At 67.1% G+C, this 15,296-nt stretch carries 15 protein-coding genes; 4 read left to right on the top strand and 11 right to left on the bottom strand.

The genetic code is table 11. The features are described 5' to 3' along the window. Window positions 1-28: 28 nt before the first annotated feature. The 6 genes from EL272_RS00875 to EL272_RS00850 form a co-directional block, all read right to left on the bottom strand. The gene (locus tag EL272_RS00875) at window positions 29-1,042 is read right to left on the bottom strand and encodes a LacI family DNA-binding transcriptional regulator (protein ID WP_061787370.1); all 1,014 of its coding nucleotides are present in this window, start codon (window positions 1,040-1,042) and stop codon (window positions 29-31) included. A gap of 90 nt (window positions 1,043-1,132) precedes the next feature. Further along, the gene (locus EL272_RS00870) at window positions 1,133-2,083 is read right to left on the bottom strand and encodes a sugar ABC transporter substrate-binding protein (RefSeq protein WP_014845316.1); all 951 of its coding nucleotides are present in this window, start codon (window positions 2,081-2,083) and stop codon (window positions 1,133-1,135) included. Between the two features lie 36 nt (window positions 2,084-2,119). After that, window positions 2,120-3,088, bottom strand: a complete 969-nt coding sequence (locus EL272_RS00865) for an ABC transporter permease (RefSeq protein ID WP_014845315.1) — start codon at window positions 3,086-3,088, stop codon at window positions 2,120-2,122. Then, a complete protein-coding gene (locus tag EL272_RS00860; protein WP_061787371.1) occupies window positions 3,088-4,617 on the bottom strand; it encodes a sugar ABC transporter ATP-binding protein in 1,530 nt (509 codons plus the stop codon). Before EL272_RS00860 ends, EL272_RS00865 begins: the two co-directional genes overlap by 1 nt. A 112-nt stretch (window positions 4,618-4,729) precedes the next feature. Beyond that, entirely contained in the window at window positions 4,730-5,521 is a 792-nt protein-coding gene (locus EL272_RS00855; RefSeq protein ID WP_061787372.1) for a TIM barrel protein, read from the bottom strand. Then, on the bottom strand, window positions 5,518-6,543 hold the full coding sequence (locus tag EL272_RS00850; protein ID WP_061787373.1) for a Gfo/Idh/MocA family oxidoreductase: 1,026 nt from the start codon (window positions 6,541-6,543) through the stop codon (window positions 5,518-5,520). The genes EL272_RS00855 and EL272_RS00850 overlap by 4 nt, the downstream gene beginning before the upstream one ends. Window positions 6,544-7,062: 519 nt before the next feature. Here EL272_RS00850 and EL272_RS00845 point away from each other — a divergent pair. From EL272_RS00845 to EL272_RS00830, 4 genes are read left to right on the top strand one after another with little or no spacing between them, the layout of a single operon-like run. Continuing rightward, window positions 7,063-7,962, top strand: coding sequence for a PIG-L deacetylase family protein (locus EL272_RS00845; protein WP_014845311.1), 900 nt, complete (start codon window positions 7,063-7,065; stop codon window positions 7,960-7,962). After that, entirely contained in the window at window positions 7,959-8,864 is a 906-nt protein-coding gene (locus EL272_RS00840; protein WP_061787374.1) for an ATP-grasp domain-containing protein, read from the top strand. Before EL272_RS00845 ends, EL272_RS00840 begins: the two co-directional genes overlap by 4 nt. Next, complete coding sequence (locus EL272_RS00835) at window positions 8,861-10,144, top strand: glycosyltransferase family 2 protein (protein WP_061787375.1); 1,284 nt, start codon at window positions 8,861-8,863, stop codon at window positions 10,142-10,144. The genes EL272_RS00840 and EL272_RS00835 overlap by 4 nt, the downstream gene beginning before the upstream one ends. Then, the gene (locus EL272_RS00830) at window positions 10,141-11,259 is read left to right on the top strand and encodes a hypothetical protein (protein WP_061787376.1); all 1,119 of its coding nucleotides are present in this window, start codon (window positions 10,141-10,143) and stop codon (window positions 11,257-11,259) included. The genes EL272_RS00835 and EL272_RS00830 overlap by 4 nt, the downstream gene beginning before the upstream one ends. A 226-nt stretch (window positions 11,260-11,485) precedes the next feature. On the opposite strand, the gene EL272_RS00825 is transcribed toward EL272_RS00830, so the two are convergent. The 5 genes from EL272_RS00825 to EL272_RS15595 all read right to left on the bottom strand — a co-directional run bounded on the left by EL272_RS00825 (window position 11,486) and on the right by EL272_RS15595 (window position 15,113). Continuing rightward, entirely contained in the window at window positions 11,486-12,559 is a 1,074-nt protein-coding gene (locus EL272_RS00825; RefSeq protein ID WP_061787377.1) for an alkene reductase, read from the bottom strand. A 140-nt stretch (window positions 12,560-12,699) separates the two neighbouring features. After that, window positions 12,700-12,936: a hypothetical protein gene (locus EL272_RS00820; RefSeq protein ID WP_126409292.1), complete on the bottom strand. Its 237-nt coding sequence runs from the start codon at window positions 12,934-12,936 to the stop codon at window positions 12,700-12,702. After that, entirely contained in the window at window positions 12,933-14,261 is a 1,329-nt protein-coding gene (locus tag EL272_RS00815; protein ID WP_159424533.1) for an MATE family efflux transporter, read from the bottom strand. The genes EL272_RS00820 and EL272_RS00815 overlap by 4 nt, the downstream gene beginning before the upstream one ends. 47 nt (window positions 14,262-14,308) lie before the next feature. Then, entirely contained in the window at window positions 14,309-14,785 is a 477-nt protein-coding gene (locus EL272_RS00810) for a GNAT family N-acetyltransferase (RefSeq protein ID WP_061787474.1), read from the bottom strand. Next, window positions 14,685-15,113, bottom strand: coding sequence for a nucleotidyltransferase family protein (locus EL272_RS15595; protein WP_244926099.1), 429 nt, complete (start codon window positions 15,111-15,113; stop codon window positions 14,685-14,687). The genes EL272_RS00810 and EL272_RS15595 overlap by 101 nt, the downstream gene beginning before the upstream one ends. Window positions 15,114-15,296: the final 183 nt, after the last annotated feature.

Here is a 15,296-nt window from a genome sequence, read left to right as displayed (position 1 = left end):
TCGACCCCGCGACGCACGGTGGGGTCAGCTACCCCCGGGGGGAATCCGGCGCCCGGCCCGTCGACTCGCGGATCACCAGTTCCGGTTTGGTGACGATCTCCAGCGCCTTCGACCGCTCCCGGGCCTGGGTTATCGCCCGGTCGATGGTGGCCACCGCCAACGCCTCGTAGGTCTGCGCCAGGGAGGTCAGGGGGACCCGGGTCGTCACCGCCCGGCGGGAGTCGTCGTAGCCCACCACCGACAGGTCCTCCGGGACGCGGCATCCCAGAACCGCCGCCGCCGACAGCACCCCCGCCGCGCATTCGTCGTTGAACGCCAGGATGCCGGTCGGGGCCGGTCCCGAATCGAACAGCGCCATCGTGGCCGCGTAACCGTCCGACTCCTCGATGCCCCCGGGCACCACCCGGATCTCGGAATCCAGCCCGCGCCCGGCCATGGCCTCGCAATACCCGGCGCGCCGTTCCGGGGCCCCCGCCTGCGTGCCGCCGTCGACGTGCGCGATCCGCCGGTGCCCCAGCGAGGCCAGGTGATCGACGGCCATCGCCGCGCCCGCACGGTCGTCGGAGCGCACCACGTCGACGCCGGAGATCCCCTCCAGGCGACGCGCCACCGCCACCACCGGGACATCCCTGGCCAGGGCGGCGACCTCCTCCGCAGGCATCGTCGGTCCCAGCAGGATCACCGCCTCGCAGCGCTTGTCCAGCAGCGTCGCCGCCGCCCGTTCCTCCGAGCGCCCCGGCAGGTGCGCACTCAGCACCAGGTCGACGTCCTTGCCGAAGGAGGCCTGGTACAGGTGCCGCACCAGGTCGGCGTGGAACGGATGCGAGATCGCGAAGCTCACCCCCAGCAGGCCCGAGTTGCTGCGCCGCAGCCCCCGTGCCAGCCAGTTCGGCTGGTACCCGATCCGGTTCGCCACCTCCTTCACCCGTTGCCGGGTCTCCGCCGACGCCCCCGGGGCGTCGCGCATCACGATCGACACCAGCGCGACGGAGAACCCGCTGGCTTCCGCCAGGTCGACCAGTGTGGGGCGTTTCGCTGCCATCGGTTCCCTCCCCGACGCACCCGGTGGCCGGGAGGGTTCCCGGCCACCGGCGCTGGATCTGGAGGCCCCGCGGGGCCTCTCAACGAGTTGCTATTCCAGAGTATCCACGTTTGCGGCGGTGATCAGTTCCGCTTTGGTCACGGTGTGCGCCGGAAGGTTCTTGCCCGCCATCGCGTCGAGGGCCGCGTTGATGGCCCCCTCGGCCTGGAGCTTCGGGTACTGGGCGACGGAACCGACGAGGGTTCCCGCCCTGATGGCGGCGATGTCGTCGCTGGAGGCGTCGAAGTCGTAGACCGCGATCCTGCGGGTGGTGCCGCTCTGCTGGATCGCCTGGACGGCCCCCTGCCCCATTTCCGCGTTGATCGCCCACACGACGTCCACGTCCGGGTTCGACTGCAGGATGTTCTGCATCACGTTGAACGCCTGGTGACGGTCGTTGTTCGCGGTCTGGGAGGCGACGATCTTGAACTTCGGGTTCGCCGCCACCTGGTCCTTGAACCCGTCGAGCCGTTGCTGCAGGGCGCTCACGCCCGCGATTCCCTCCAGCAGCACGACGTTGCCGCCCTCGGGATGCCTGGCGACCGCGTCCTCACCGGCCAGTTTGGCCGCCGCGTACTGGTCGATTCCGACGTAGGTGGCGACGTGACCGCCGTAGGTTTCCAGGGCCTCCGGCTCGATGGTGTCGTTGACGAGGATCACGGGAACCCCCGCCTCGTTGGCCCTGACGATGGCCGGTATGAGGGCCTGCGAGTCGGCGGCGGACAGGATGATGACGTCCGCCTTCGACACGAGTGCGTTCTCCACCATCTGGATCTGCCGTTCCACGTCGGTTTCCTTCTCGGGCGACTGGAAACTCAGTTCGATGCCGTTGGCCGCCGCGTACTCCTCGGCGCCCTTCTTCATGTCGATCCAGAACTCGTCGGTCATGGCCTTGACGATGTAGGCGATCCTCGTCACGCCGTCCTCGGACCTGGAACTGCCCGCGCAACCCACGGCGGCAAGCACCGCGACCGCCAGGAGGAAGGTCACGAATTTTCTCATCTTTCTTCTCCCTTTCCGGTTCGTGGGGTCAGGCCGTCAGGAACGTTCGCGGTTGCGGAAGGCATCCACCAGGACGGCGATCAGGATGATGAAACCGATGATGAGCTTCTGCAGGTAGGACGAGACGTTCAGCAGGTTCAGCCCGTTGCGGATGACGCCGATGATCAGGGCACCCATCAGGGTTCCCCAGATCGACCCCTTGCCACCCAGCAGGCTGGCACCGCCGATGACGGCCGACGCGATGGCGTCGAGTTCGTAGTCCTGCCCGGCAATGGACTGCGCCGAGTTCAGCTTCGCCACCAGCACCACCGAGGCGATGCCCGCGAGGGCGCCGGAGACGGTGTAGGCCAGGGTTTTGTACTTGAACACGTTGATGCCGGAGAGCCGGGTGGCCTCCTCGTTTCCGCCGACGGAGTACAGGGCCCGTCCGAAGCGGCGGTACCTCATGAAGTAATAGGCGATCACGTAGAGCAGCAGCATGAACACGATCTGCACCGGGATGGTGGTGCCGGGAATGGTGCCGTTGCCCAGCCATGTGAACCCGGGCGGGTAGCCGCTGATGGTGCGGCCCCCGGCCAGCGTCAGGGCCGCGCCCCGCGCGATGCTCATCATGCCGAGCGTCGCGATCATGGGTTGCAACTTGAAGCGGGATATCAGCAGGCCGTTGATCGTGCCGCACACCGAGCCGAGCGCAATTCCGATGAGCGCCGCCAGCCACGGGTTGACGCCGAGGTCGATCACTAGGATGCCCATCACGATGCCGCTGAAGGCGACGACGGAACCGACGGACAGGTCGATGCCGCCGGTGAAGATCACCATCGTCATCCCGAGCGCCAGGATGGCGTTGACGGTTACCTGCTGGAGGATGTTTATCAGGTTCTGCGGGTCCCGGAACGCCGGGGAGATCACCGAGAGCAGGACGGCGAGCGCGATCAGCACCGCCGCCGAGGTGAGATTGGTGCTGTTGAGCCGGGGCAGTTTCGCCGCGGTTTCCTTGGTGTTCATCAGGCCTCCTCGCCCGTCGTCTTTCCGGTACGCGCCCCGGTGGCGTAGGCGACGACGACCTCTTCGCTGAGGTCGCGCATCTCGTCGCCCTCGATCAGTGCCGTCATGCTCCCCTCGTGCATGACGTAGATGCGGTCGCTGATTCCCATGCACTCGGTCAGCTCCGACGAGACGACGACCACGGCCTTCCCGTCCTGCTTCAGCCGGTTCATGATCCTGTAGATCTCGGCCTTCGCCCCGACATCGATCCCGCGGGTCGGTTCGTCGAAGATGAACACCTCGGAGTCGGTGTTGAGCCACTTCGCGAGCACGACTTTCTGCTGGTTTCCGCCGGACAGGAACCGGGCCTTCTGTTTCAGCGACGGGGTCTTCACCCGGACCGACTCCGCCAGTTCCTGGTTGTGTTCGTTCTCCTTGCGGAGGTCGAACCCGAACCTGCCCATGGCGCTGGCGAAGTTCGCGAGGGTGATGTTGGCGTTGATGTCGAAGTCCAGGATGAGCCCCTGCTGTTTGCGGTCCTCCGTCAGCAGCGCGATTCCCCTGCGTTTCGCGTCCATCGGGTTGCGGATGCGCACCGGTTCACCCGCCACCAGGATTTCCCCGGAGTCGCAGCGGTCGGCCCCGAAGGCCACCCGCATCAGCTCGGTGCGGCCCGCCCCCATCAGCCCGTAGAGCCCGGTGATCTCCCCGGCGCGCGCGGCGAAGGAGACGCCCTTGAGCACATCGCCGCGCCTGATGTCCCGCAGCTCCAGGAGCACGTCCCCCGCGGTGGTCTCCACCTTCGGGTAGTAGTCGTCCATCTCGCGGCCCACCATCATGGTCACCATCTCGTCGATGGAGAGCTCGCCGGTGGGCCGGGTGCCGACGTTGGCGCCGTCACGGAAGACCGTCACCCGGTCGGCGATCCGTTTGATCTCCTCGAGGCGGTGGGAGATGTAGCAGATGGCCACGCCTTTGGCCCTGAGGTCCCGGATGTTGTCGAACAGCGCGTCCACCTCCTTGCCGGTGAGCGCCGCCGTCGGTTCGTCCATGATGATCACGTCGGCCGAGAAGGACAGCGCCTTGGCGATCTCCACCATCTGCATCTGCCCGACGCTCAGCGACGAGACGAGTTCGCGTTCCGAAATGGAGGTGTTGACACTGTCCAGGAGTTTGCGTGCCTGCCGGTTCATTGCGGTCCAGTCGATGCTTCCCGCCCAGCCCGTGGGCTGCCGGCCCAGGAAGATGTTCTCGGCCACCGTCAGGTTCGGCAGCAACTCCATTTCCTGGAAGATGATGCTCACCCCGCGTTCCCGCTGCTCCTGGATGCTGCGGGAGACCACCTGCTCCCCCTTGTAGGTGATGGTGCCCTCGTAGTTGGTGTAGACGCCGGCCAGCACCTTCATGAGGGTGGACTTCCCGGCCCCATTCTCCCCCATCAGCGCATGCACCTCACCCGGTCTCAGGTCGAAGTTGACGCCCTTCAGGGCGAGAACACCGGGGAACTGCACCTTGATGTCACGCATCTCGACGATGCAATCGTCACTCATGACTCCTCCACAGGCTTCACACGGACCGTGTGGTCGCGGTGATCGGTTGGGTGGGCCGGGCGTTGTCGCAGGGAGGGCGAACGCCCGGCCGGGGACGGCCCGGGCCGTCGTTTCACTCGGCCTCCGGGGTGAAGGCCCGGATGAAGGCGTCGATGGCCGAATCCGGGTCGTTCCTGGCGAAGGCCTCCAGGGCGACGGTGCCGTCGTAGCCCATCTCCCGCAGGGCGGCCGCGACGGCCGGATAGTTGATTTCCCCGGTGCCGGGTTCGCACCGGCCGGGCACGTCGGCCACCTGGATCTCCCCCACCCAGGGTAGTGCCCTGCGGCAGAGCTCGATCAGGTTCCCCTCCCCGATCTGGGCGTGGTACAGGTCGAGGTTCATGCGCAGCCCGGGAGAGTCGACGGCGGACACCAGCGCCAGGGTGTCCTCCGCCCGAGCGAACGGCGTACCGGGGTGGTCCACGGCCAGGTTGAGGTTTTCCAGCGTGAAGACCCGGCCCTCGCGTTCACCCAGCGCGGCGAGTCGCTGGAGGGTGACGGTGGCCCTCGCCCACATCGCGCCCGTGACGGTTTCGACGGGCCGCACGGGCAGCCCCCGGCCATCCAGCCCGGTGCCGTGGAGGTTCAGGCGGGGGCAGCGGAGCTTCTCCGCCACCCGCAGCGACTCCTCCGCCGTCGCCAGCAGCTCCGGGATGGCGTCGTCGTCGGTGAGGTTGCCCCGCAGGTAGCCGGTCATGGACACCACCTCGGCGTCCATGGCGGCCAGTTCGTCGAGGTCGTCCAGGTGGTTGCTCCAGTCCCAGATCTCCACCTGGAGGCCGCGGTCCGCGATCCGGCGCACCCGCTCCAGGAAGGGCAGGCCGACGTGGACGGTCTCGGCGCTGACGGCCAGTTCGATGGTCATCGGTTCACCTCCGCCACCTCGACGGGACGGTTCTCCTCGACGGACCTGATGCAGGCCAGGGCGATCTCCAGCGCCCGGCGGTTGTCCTCCCCCGTCGGGACGGGTTCGGCGGGATCGGCGATGGCGCGGGCGAAGGCCTGGAACTCGTCCCGGTAGGAGGAGTGCATGAGTTCGGTGTCGGCGCGGCCGGTGCCCGCGGAGACGCCGTTCGCCAGGAAGGCGGTCATGGAGGTCAGGCGGACGTCCCCGGCGGTGACCATCCCCGCGCTGCCGAACGCCTCACCGCGCACGTCGTATCCGTAGAGGGCCGAGAAGTTGGCCTCGGCCACCGCCATGGCGCCGTTGTCGTAGCAGATGGACACCGACGCCGTGTCCAGGAAACCGGTGTCACGGTGTCCGGGTGCCACCAGCGCGTCCGCGCGGGCGAAGACGGAGGTGGCCCTCGCCCCGGGGTTGAAGAAGTTCAACAGGTCGAAGTCGTGGATCAGGGTTTCGTAGAAGATTGTCCACTGGGGAATCTTCGTGGGGTCGGCGGTGAAGGGACCGGGGTCGCGGGTGAGGGAGCGCAGCTGCTGGACCTGCCCGATGCGGCCCGCGGCGATGGCCGTGTGGGCGGCCGCGAAACCCGGGTCGTAGCGGCGATTGAACCCCACCTGCAGGACGACCCCCGCGGCCTCGGCCGCCGCCGTCAACCGGTCGTTGTCGGCGACGGTGAGGGCCATGGGTTTCTCGACGAACACGTGTTTGCCCGCCTCGATCGCAGCGGCGGCCAGGTCGACGTGGGTGCGCGCCGGGGTGGTGATGACCACGGCGTCGACATCGCCGTCGGTGGCGGCGGCCACCGGATCGGTCCCGGCCCGCTCCACCCCGAGTTCGTCGGCCAGCGTCCGGGCGATGCCGGCCACGGGGTCGGCGAGCAGCACGAGATCTAGGCCGTGGACCTCGCGGTAGATGGTCCGGGCGTGATGGGAACCGATCCGGCCGGTCCCCAGTAGTGCGGTGCGGTATGGGCTTCCTGTCATTGTTCCTCCGAACGGCCATGTTCTAGAAGGTTCTAGCAATGCTCACTCTAGAACCTTCTAGTCAGTTGCGCAAGTGCCCCGTCCAACCCGGTCCGCCCGGCCCGACGGCCGAGGCCCCACCCGGAAGCCAGCGCCCCCACCCGGAGGAAGAGTCTCCCCGGGGTCGCTGACCATTCGGACGACAGGATTTATCAGTCTTCCGGAACTAACCGGTGTTAGCATCAAGCGAAAAGGGCGTGGCTTCCACCGCGTCGACTGACCTTGAAATGCCACGGGCGGGCAGGTTGCACGGGGGATTCAGCCAGTCACGCTGGAACCAGGCACCTCACAGTGCGCACCCGAAGCGGTTCACGTCCATTTGAGTCTGCGCTTCACCCGAGTCCGCGCGGTCGTGGTGGCGCTCCTGTGACGGCAGCGTGCTCCGGCACCGCCTGGAATCCACCTCGTATCGAGGGTTGGCCGCGGCGTCGAGAAACGGCTGGGAAATCTCGGCTGCGTGGTAGAGGAGAAAAACCAAAAATGCACTGGCTGAGCCTGTTTCTCGCAGGCATCTACGTCGTCGGGGCCGTGTGCACTGCGGCCAAGACACGGTATGCACGCCGCCGGCTGCGCAACGCAATGCTGATAGCGACCGGCGTGCTGGCTGCTGCCTGCTTACTGGTGCCCACCCTGCTTGTGGCCGGTTTGACGGACGCCACCTGGGCCCCCTACGCCGAGGGGTTCGCGGTGCTCGTGCTGCTCGCTCTGGCGGCCGCGGTCTTCCTGAACATCAAACCGATCAGCCGCGTCGAACGCCCCCGCAGGATCCTGGTGATCGGCGCCCATCCCGACGACCTGGAACTCGCCTGCGGCGGCAGCCTCGCGCGTTTCGTCGACAACGGCCACGAGGTCAACGCCCTGGTCATGAGCCACGGCGCCCGGGGCGGCCACGAGGGAGTCCGCGCTGGAGAGGCGGTCTCCGCCGCGCAGTTGCTCGACCTGACCGACATAACGGTTCACGATTTCACCGACACCCGCATGTCCACCGAAATCAATGAAATGATACGAGCAATAGAAGCGATGATTGATTTCGCCAAACCGGACATAATCCTCACCCATTCCCGCAATGATCAGCACCAGGATCATCACGCGGTGCATTTGGCGACGCTCCGCGCGGCCCGCCGCTGCTCCACAATTCTGTGTTTCGAGAGCCCGTCGGTGACGAATGATTTCTCGGCCCGTTTCTTCGTGGACATCGGGGATTACATGGACACCAAGATAGCGGCCGTCAGGGAACACGCCAACCAGTCCGGGAAACCCTACATCGATGAACAAAAGCTGTCCGGCAAGGCGCTTCACCGCGGGGAGCAGGCAAAGGTCGGCTACGCCGAGGGCTACGAGGTGGTCCGTGCCCTCTCCAGCCAGCTGGGGTCGTTGTGACGACAGGGCCGGTGCTGGTCACCGGCGCCCACGGACCGGCCGGGCGCGCCCTGATGGCCCAGTTCGACGAACGCGGCCTGCCGGTGCTCGGGGTGGACATGGCGGTGGACGACTCGTCGCCACGGGTGCTGCGTGTCCCTCCCGCCAAGGACCCCACCTACCCGGATGCGCTGCGGAGCGTCATCAAGGCGAACGGCGTGGAGGTGCTGATACCGACCGTGAGCGAGGAACTCCGGCTGGTGGCGGGTCTTCGCGGCGGTTCCTGGGACGGAATCCGCGTGGTGATCTCCCCCGGGGATGCGGTGCGGGTCGCGGACGACAAGCTGCTCACCGCCCGGTGCCTCGCCGCGGCGGGCGTCGCCACTCCGCCGTTCGCAGGCGGTGAGGAGTTCACCTCAGGCCCGGGCGTCGCCGAACGGATCGGTTTCCCGCTCGTGATCAAACCCCGCGTCTCCCGGGGTGCGCGGGGGGTGCGGGTGGCGCATTCCCCCGGTGAGGTGGGTGAGGTCGCCGGATCGTGCATCGTCCAGGGATTCGCCCCGGGCACCGAGTACGCACCCGTGGTCTACGCCGCCCTGCCCGGCGGTTCGTTCTCCCGCTCCGGGAAACCCCTCGATCCGTTCGTCGCGGTGCTGGAGAAAACCGGGTTGACGGCCGGGGAGGTGGGCAACGCCACCGGTGTGAAACGCGTCGACGGACCCGCGGTGGCCGATGTCGCCCGGCTGGCGGTGCGGACCGTGCAGGCGATCGGCCTGGTGGGGCCGGTGGACATCGACATCCGGCGCGACGCCACCGGGACACCCCGCGTGCTCGAGGTGAACGCCCGGTTCGGGGCCAATTCGCAGGCCGTTCCCGAGCTGCTGGGGCTGCTCCTGCGCGACCTCGACCCGGGAGATCCGTGATCACCTTCCACGACGTCGCATCCGTAATCGCGTGGGTGGGTTTCGCACTGGGCCTGATCGCCTTCGTCTTCGGGTTGATCAAACTCAGCTACCTCCCACTGGCCGTCGTCTACGAGGTCGTGGAAAGGCGAAACCGGCGCAGGAGATTCCTGACGAAGTTCCACGAGAACCCCCTCGTATCGGTCATCGTCCCGGCCTACAACGAGGGCGTCGTGCTGAGGAACTCCGTCACCTCGGTGCTGTCCTCCAGCTACCGCCGGCTGGAGGTGGTGATCGTCGACGACGGCTCCACCGACAACACCTGGGAAGTGATGACCGAGCTCGCCGGCCGCGATTCCCGCGTCCGGATCCTGCGGCAGGCCAACGCGGGCAAGGGGGCCGCCCTCAACAACGGCATCCGGGTCTCCCACGGCGAGGTCCTGATGTTCGTCGACGCCGACGGAGTGTTCCTGGCCGACACGATCAAGGAGATGCTGCTGGCGATGGACCACGAGCAGGTCGGCGCGGTCTGCGGCGACGACCGTCCCGTGAACCTGGACCGTCCCCTCACCCAGATGCTCGCCCTGTTCAGCCACGCCGGGTGCAGCGTCGTGCGCCGCGCACTCAGTTTCCTGCGGGTGCTGCCCATCGTCTCCGGGAACATCGGGGCCTTCCCCAAGCACGTGATCGAGGAGGTCGGGGGGTTCAACGAACACACCCTGGGCGAGGACCTGGAACTGACCTGGCGGATCCACCGGGCCGGCTACGACGTGCGGTTCCAGCCGCTGGCGGTGGTGCACGCCGAGTCGCCGTCCACCATGCGGGCGCTGTGGCGGCAGCGGGTGCGGTGGGCGCGCGGCCTGCTCCAGACGATGCGGCTCCAGAAGGACATGATCGGCAACCCCCGCTACGGGGCGTTCGGCTGGTTCCTCGTCTTCAACGCCATAAACATGGTGGCCATGCCGGTCATACTGGTCGTCACGCTCCTGTGCATCCCGTTCGGGATCGCCGTCGGGGACATGCCCTTCTCCCTGGATGTGCTGTCGGTCATCGCCTGGCTGGGGTTGGGGCTCTCCGTGGCGACGATGGTCTTCGCGGTGGCGATCAACCACGCATGGACGGATCTGCGTTTCCTGTGGACGATCCCACTGTGGCCGGTCTTCACCACCCTGATCGCCGGGGTGATGTTCGAGGCGCTCTGGAAGGAGGCCACCGGCAGCGCGTCGAAGTGGAACAAGCTCGCCCGCACCGGGGTCGTGAGCGACCGGTCCCTGCAGGAGGCGGCAGGATTGAGGACATGACCGGAAACGGACACGAACACCCGGCCCGGATCAGTCGTCGCGCCCTGCTCGCCGCCGCGCCGCTGGGCGCGGTGGCCGCGTGCAGCGGTCCCGTCCCCGTCCCGGACCGCCGGATGGTCGGGGTGGGTTTCGAGGACGTCGCGGCGGGCACCACCCGGCTGCGTGAACTCGCCACCCGGCTGGACGGGGCGGGGATCAACGAGGTCGGGATCGCCGCCGGCCGGGTGGACTGGACCCTGTTTCCCGCATCCAAGAATGCCAGCTGGTCCTCGGACCTCCGCGAGGCCGGCGGCAGGGACCTGCTGGCCGAGGCCATCGCCACACTGACCGCGTCGGACGGTTCCGGTCGGCGGGTCGTGCTGGTGGTGGACGGCCTGGCGCCGCGCATCATCGCGGAGCATCCGGACCTGGCCGGGGTGGGTGCCGGCGGGGAGTCGTCGAAGGAGTTCCCGGGACTCGTGGCCCTGGCCCGCGGCGAGGTCGGGGAGAAGCTCATCTCACTCGTCGGGGAGGTCGCGAGGCGTTACCGCCCGGCCGCGATCAGCCTCACCGAGCTGCTCTTCGAGGACACCACCTACGGCGAGGACGACCTGGAGGACTTCCGCCGGGAAACCGGTGAGAACGGCTGGCCCCGAACCCCCGGGGGCGGCATCGATACCGGGAACGAGCTGCTGCAACGGTGGCGCTGCGAGGCGATGGCGTCGCTCGTCTCCCGGTGTCGCGGGGCCGCCGCACCCCACGGATCCGAGCTCTGGATGGAAGTGCGGGCCCCCAGGAACGACCCGGGCGGGGACCGCCGGGACAGCGGCCACGACTACACACTGCTGGAGGGGGCCTCGGATCGCCTGGTCATGTGGGACTACTTCGGGATCGCACCCGAGGGCTCCCCCTCGACCCGCGACCTGGCGAAGGCCCTGGCCGGCCGCAAAGAAGGCTCCGGGGTGTTGTCGGTGGGCCTGTGGGGTTCCGGGGACAACCCAATCACCCCGGACGCGCTGAAAACCGCCGTCCAGGACGCCGCGGCGGGAGGAATCGGGTCGGTGTGGGTCACCCCCGCCTCCCTGATGACCGACGCCCACTGGAAGTCGCTGTCCGAGGTCTGGGGTCCCCGGTGAGCCGGGTCGCGAGCATCCCTCCCCGAAACCGGTTGAGCCGGGACGCGAGGAACGAGCGCCCCGAGTCGAAACCGCCCCGCAACCGGTAGCCAGAACCCAACCCCAGGCCCCGGACACCCTCACCATGGTTTCGACACGACCGGCTCGCTGACGCTCGTCAGCCGGCTCAACCAGCTTCAGGGAGAAGAATCGCAGGTCGGCTCAACCAGCTTCAGCGTGGAGTTTCTCAGCCCTGGAGGGTCGGGTAGTCGGTGTATCCGCTGGCCCCGCCGCCGTAGATGGTCTCCTGGATCGGAGCGTTCTCCGGGGCGCCGGTGCGCCAGCGCTCCACCAGGTCCGGGTTGGCCAGCGCGGGTCTGCCCACCCCCACCGCCTCGGCCACGCCGTCGGCGACTAGGGCGGCCGCCTCCTCCCGGTCCGTCACGGCCCCGAAACCCCGGTTCACCACCAGCGGGGCGCCGATGGTGCGGCGGATCCCCTGCACCAGTTCGTTGCCGGGGTCGCTGTGGAGGATGTCGACGAAACCCAGCCCCAGCGGGGCGATTTCCCGGGCGAGGTGCTGGTAGGTGGCCTCGACGTCGGCGGGGTCGGTTTCCTCGATGCCCTGGATGTTGTGCTCGGGCGACAACCGGATGGAGGTGCGTTGCCCGCCGATCTCGGCGGCGACGGCCCTCGTCACCTCGACGGCCAGGCGCGCCCGCCGATGCGGGTCACCACCCCATTCGTCGTCGCGCATGTTGGTGTTGAAGGCGAGGAACTGATGGATCAGGTAGCCGTTGGCGCCGTGGATCTGGACGCCGTCCATTCCGGCGTCGACGGCGTTGCGTGCCGCCCGCGCCCAGGACTCGATGATCCGTTCGATCTCGGGTCCGGTGAGGGGTTTGGCCGGGACGTAGTCGACGCGCCCCGACAGGTTGTGCGTGTATCCGGGGGCCGTCGTGTCGCTGGCCGAGACCACCCGGCCGGTTCCGTTGATCGTCGGGTGGCTGAGCCGTCCGGCGTGCATGATCTGCATGACGATGATGCCGCCGCGCGCGTGCACCGCGTCGGCCACCTTCCGCCACCCCGCCGCCTGCCCGGCCGTCTCGATGCCCGGTTGCCCCAGCCAGGTGCGCGCAGCAAGTTCGGGGAACGCCCCCTCTGTCACGATCAGCCCCATCGATGCGCGCTGCGCGTAGTATTCGGCGACCATGTCGCCGGGGACACCGTCCCGGCCGCAGCGGAGCCGGGTCATCGGCGCCATGACGAGCCGGTTGCGCAATCGGTAGGGGCCGAGGTCACAGGGGGAGAAGAGATCCATGGGGACCATCCTCACCCCAACGCGCGGCCCGGGCAACAGCCCAAGTCCGCGCAGTTTCCTGCAACCAGTTCTCAGGTTTCGATGGTCCGGATGACCTTCGCGGGGACGCCTCTCCCTCGGCTCGTTCCCCAACTGTCAGGCTACAGCCCGACCCCGCGGCCATCCCCCGGATCGTCCGTGAGCAGTCCGAGCCGTTCGAGGAGACGCGGAACCGCGGTCGACGGACTCGGCCCCTGCTCATTCGCCCCGGGAATGGTCGCCCCCGTCAGGCAGCATCGTCGCGCCGCGTTTGGGAACGCGTCGTAGGGAAAGTCCTTCGGGAGGTTCTTGGCCGCCGACCCGGTGAGTCCGGTCAGTCGCATGTATGTACAGCTCACCTGGTCGTCTCCCTCAATGCTCCGTAGTGATAACCCATGCTCATCGTGCGACGCGTGAACCCAAAGGCCAGAACCGCAGATGCAGCAGCTGCACTGAGGAGGGAAATGAACGCCGACTGCCAGACCAGAACGCCTGCGACAGCGATCGGAGCGGCGACTACGCATGTGACGGCTGTCGACATGCTGGCCATCACCGTCCCCTCCTGTTCAAGGGTGAGGATCTCGGCGGAGTACTGCTCCGCGAGGTAGAAAGGCACTCCAAGCATGAAGGCCACGAACAGAAGGAACACCGTGTCCGTCCGCACCTCTTCGCCCCCGAACAACCGGCTGAGCCACGGGGCGAGCACCAGGATCACGACTCCTGCCAGAATGCTGGGAGCGACAACATACGGATAGAAGATCCTCCGCGCCGAGCTGTGTGCCCTGTCCGTGGACTCCCCTCGGGCGTAGCCGAGGAAGATGCCTGCCGCGCCCAGTGCTGCCTGGGGAACACGGCAATAGATGGTCCACAGCTTCGTGGCAACAGTGGTTGCCGCCACCACGCCGACATCGAGACTCGAGATCATCAGGAAGGGCAGAACGGCAGCGACGTAGTTGTTCATCTGACGCATACCGACACCGGAGCTGGTTCTGAACATCGATGCGCCGTAGTCGAATTCCGACGGCTCTGCACCTACACCGGTTTCCTTCTCCTCGGCACTCCGCGTTCTCCTCAGATGCCGCACCAGTACTGACCAACCAATCAACCCGGCGAACGCCTGTGCGACGATCGTCGCAATGCCAACAGCCAGCACCGGGGTCGCAAAGATTACATGTGCAGAGCCGTGGAGGAACACCCAGTTCAGCCCCGCGTTCGCCATGAACATGATCACGACGAGCCAAACGGACAGCTTCTTGTAGCCGAAAATACGAAGAGAAACCGACGCAAGACTCAACGCCAATGACAAGGCCAGCCCAAGCAACCTGGCCGCCGCATAATGCTCCGCGTAAACACGCAGGGTCGCGTCAGCTCCCATGATGGAGAAACCGAGAGGGAGCAGGATAACTACCGCACATGCCAGCGCGGACCAGCAGACCACGACCCGGACAGCGCTCGTCAGCAGCCGCACCATGGCGTGGGCGGTGTGCCCTTTCCCTTCCGCGCGCGCCAGTCGTGATGCGTAAACATCCACCACTCCAGCGAAAAAGGCGAAGAAGAGAAGAACCACCGAGTCACCAAGACCCATCGCGGCAATCACTTCGAGACCGAATGGCGTCAGGAAAATTACATCCACCACTCCATTCCCGACAGCAATCAGATCAATTGCGAGTATGGCGAATGCCAAGCCAGAGAAAGTCCCGGGAGCCAGCTGCCTGTGATCACTGGCCTTCTTCACCTACTCCGAGTCCCTTCGGCCAGGTCCTTGATCATGATGAGCTCGTCGCCCTCCTCGCGATGATCGACAAAGTCGGCGCGCCGGTACAGGCGCAGCGCGGGGTTCGCCTTCTGCACGGACAGGGATGCCCGCCGGTGGCCGAGGGTTCGCAGCTGGTCGAGCAGCCGGTCCATCAGGGCCGTGCCGATGCCCCGGCCCCGGTGTTCAGGCAGCAGCGAGATCGACAGCAGTGGGGTGGCGTCGTCGACGTGGCCGTACGTCCTGACGATGCGAGCCCACGCCGCCCCGACCACCGTCGTCTCGATCTCCGCCACCAGGCAGTGATCGTCGGGGAGGGTGCCGAAACCCTCGATGAACGCGGCGAGCTCGGGTTCACGAATGATCGAACGCGGGATCTCGCCGTCGAAGTCCTCGGGGACGAAGATCGCCCCGTACAGGAAATCCTCGAGCAGCGGGTACTCCGCCTCCCGCATCTCCCGGATCACGGTTCCCGTGGGCACGGTTGTCTCCTTCTACATAGAAAGGCTCCGCTTCGGCCAGCACATGGTCACGTATCCGACGATGAATGGCTCGACGGGAGACGAGGTCTACTCTCCGCCCAAGAATTTCGGACAGTCCTTCCGCAAGATCCTCGATCTCCCACCCCAAACGCACACCGGGTTTCAGAGAAAACAGGAGATCAATGTCGCTATCAGGGCCAGCATCCCCACGCGCCACGGAGCCGAAAACTTCAAGGCTCGCGATCCCGTAGCGTTCACACAATTCGCGCAAACGTTCTTGGTCCACGACTTGGATCGTCATGCTCAAAGTCTAGATGCCACCCAGCCCATCCCCCGCCAGCGGTTCACCGAGCCACCCCTGAGTTGCGGCGCAGACATCCCGTCGCCCCGCGGTTCGCTGGCCCTACCGTCGAACGCCAGCCCTACGGACCAACGCCAGCCCTCCCGTCGAACGCCAGCCCTCCTGTCGAACGCCAGCGCTACA

It is taken from the genome of Arachnia propionica, from assembly GCF_900637725.1.
GTDB lineage: Bacteria > Actinomycetota > Actinomycetes > Propionibacteriales > Propionibacteriaceae > Arachnia > Arachnia propionica.
Note: the sequence above shows the minus strand (reverse complement) of the source record. Positions and strands in the feature narration are given on the sequence as shown.

Excerpts from the sequence above, each read along its gene's own strand:
- EL272_RS00875 (WP_061787370.1), bottom strand. The coding sequence starts at position 1,042 with ATGGCAGCGAAACGCCCCACACTGGTCGACCTGGCGGAAGCCAGCGGG.
- EL272_RS00870 (WP_014845316.1), bottom strand. The coding sequence starts at position 2,083 with ATGAGAAAATTCGTGACCTTCCTCCTGGCGGTCGCGGTGCTTGCCGCC.
- EL272_RS00865 (WP_014845315.1), bottom strand. The coding sequence starts at position 3,088 with ATGAACACCAAGGAAACCGCGGCGAAACTGCCCCGGCTCAACAGCACC.
- EL272_RS00860 (WP_061787371.1), bottom strand. The coding sequence starts at position 4,617 with ATGAGTGACGATTGCATCGTCGAGATGCGTGACATCAAGGTGCAGTTC.
- EL272_RS00855 (WP_061787372.1), bottom strand. The coding sequence starts at position 5,521 with ATGACCATCGAACTGGCCGTCAGCGCCGAGACCGTCCACGTCGGCCTG.
- EL272_RS00850 (WP_061787373.1), bottom strand. The coding sequence starts at position 6,543 with ATGACAGGAAGCCCATACCGCACCGCACTACTGGGGACCGGCCGGATC.
- EL272_RS00845 (WP_014845311.1), top strand. The coding sequence starts at position 7,063 with ATGCACTGGCTGAGCCTGTTTCTCGCAGGCATCTACGTCGTCGGGGCC.
- EL272_RS00830 (WP_061787376.1), top strand. The coding sequence starts at position 10,141 with ATGACCGGAAACGGACACGAACACCCGGCCCGGATCAGTCGTCGCGCC.
- EL272_RS00825 (WP_061787377.1), bottom strand. The coding sequence starts at position 12,559 with ATGGATCTCTTCTCCCCCTGTGACCTCGGCCCCTACCGATTGCGCAAC.
- EL272_RS00810 (WP_061787474.1), bottom strand. The coding sequence starts at position 14,785 with ATGCGGGAGGCGGAGTACCCGCTGCTCGAGGATTTCCTGTACGGGGCG.
- EL272_RS15595 (WP_244926099.1), bottom strand. The coding sequence starts at position 15,113 with ATGACGATCCAAGTCGTGGACCAAGAACGTTTGCGCGAATTGTGTGAA.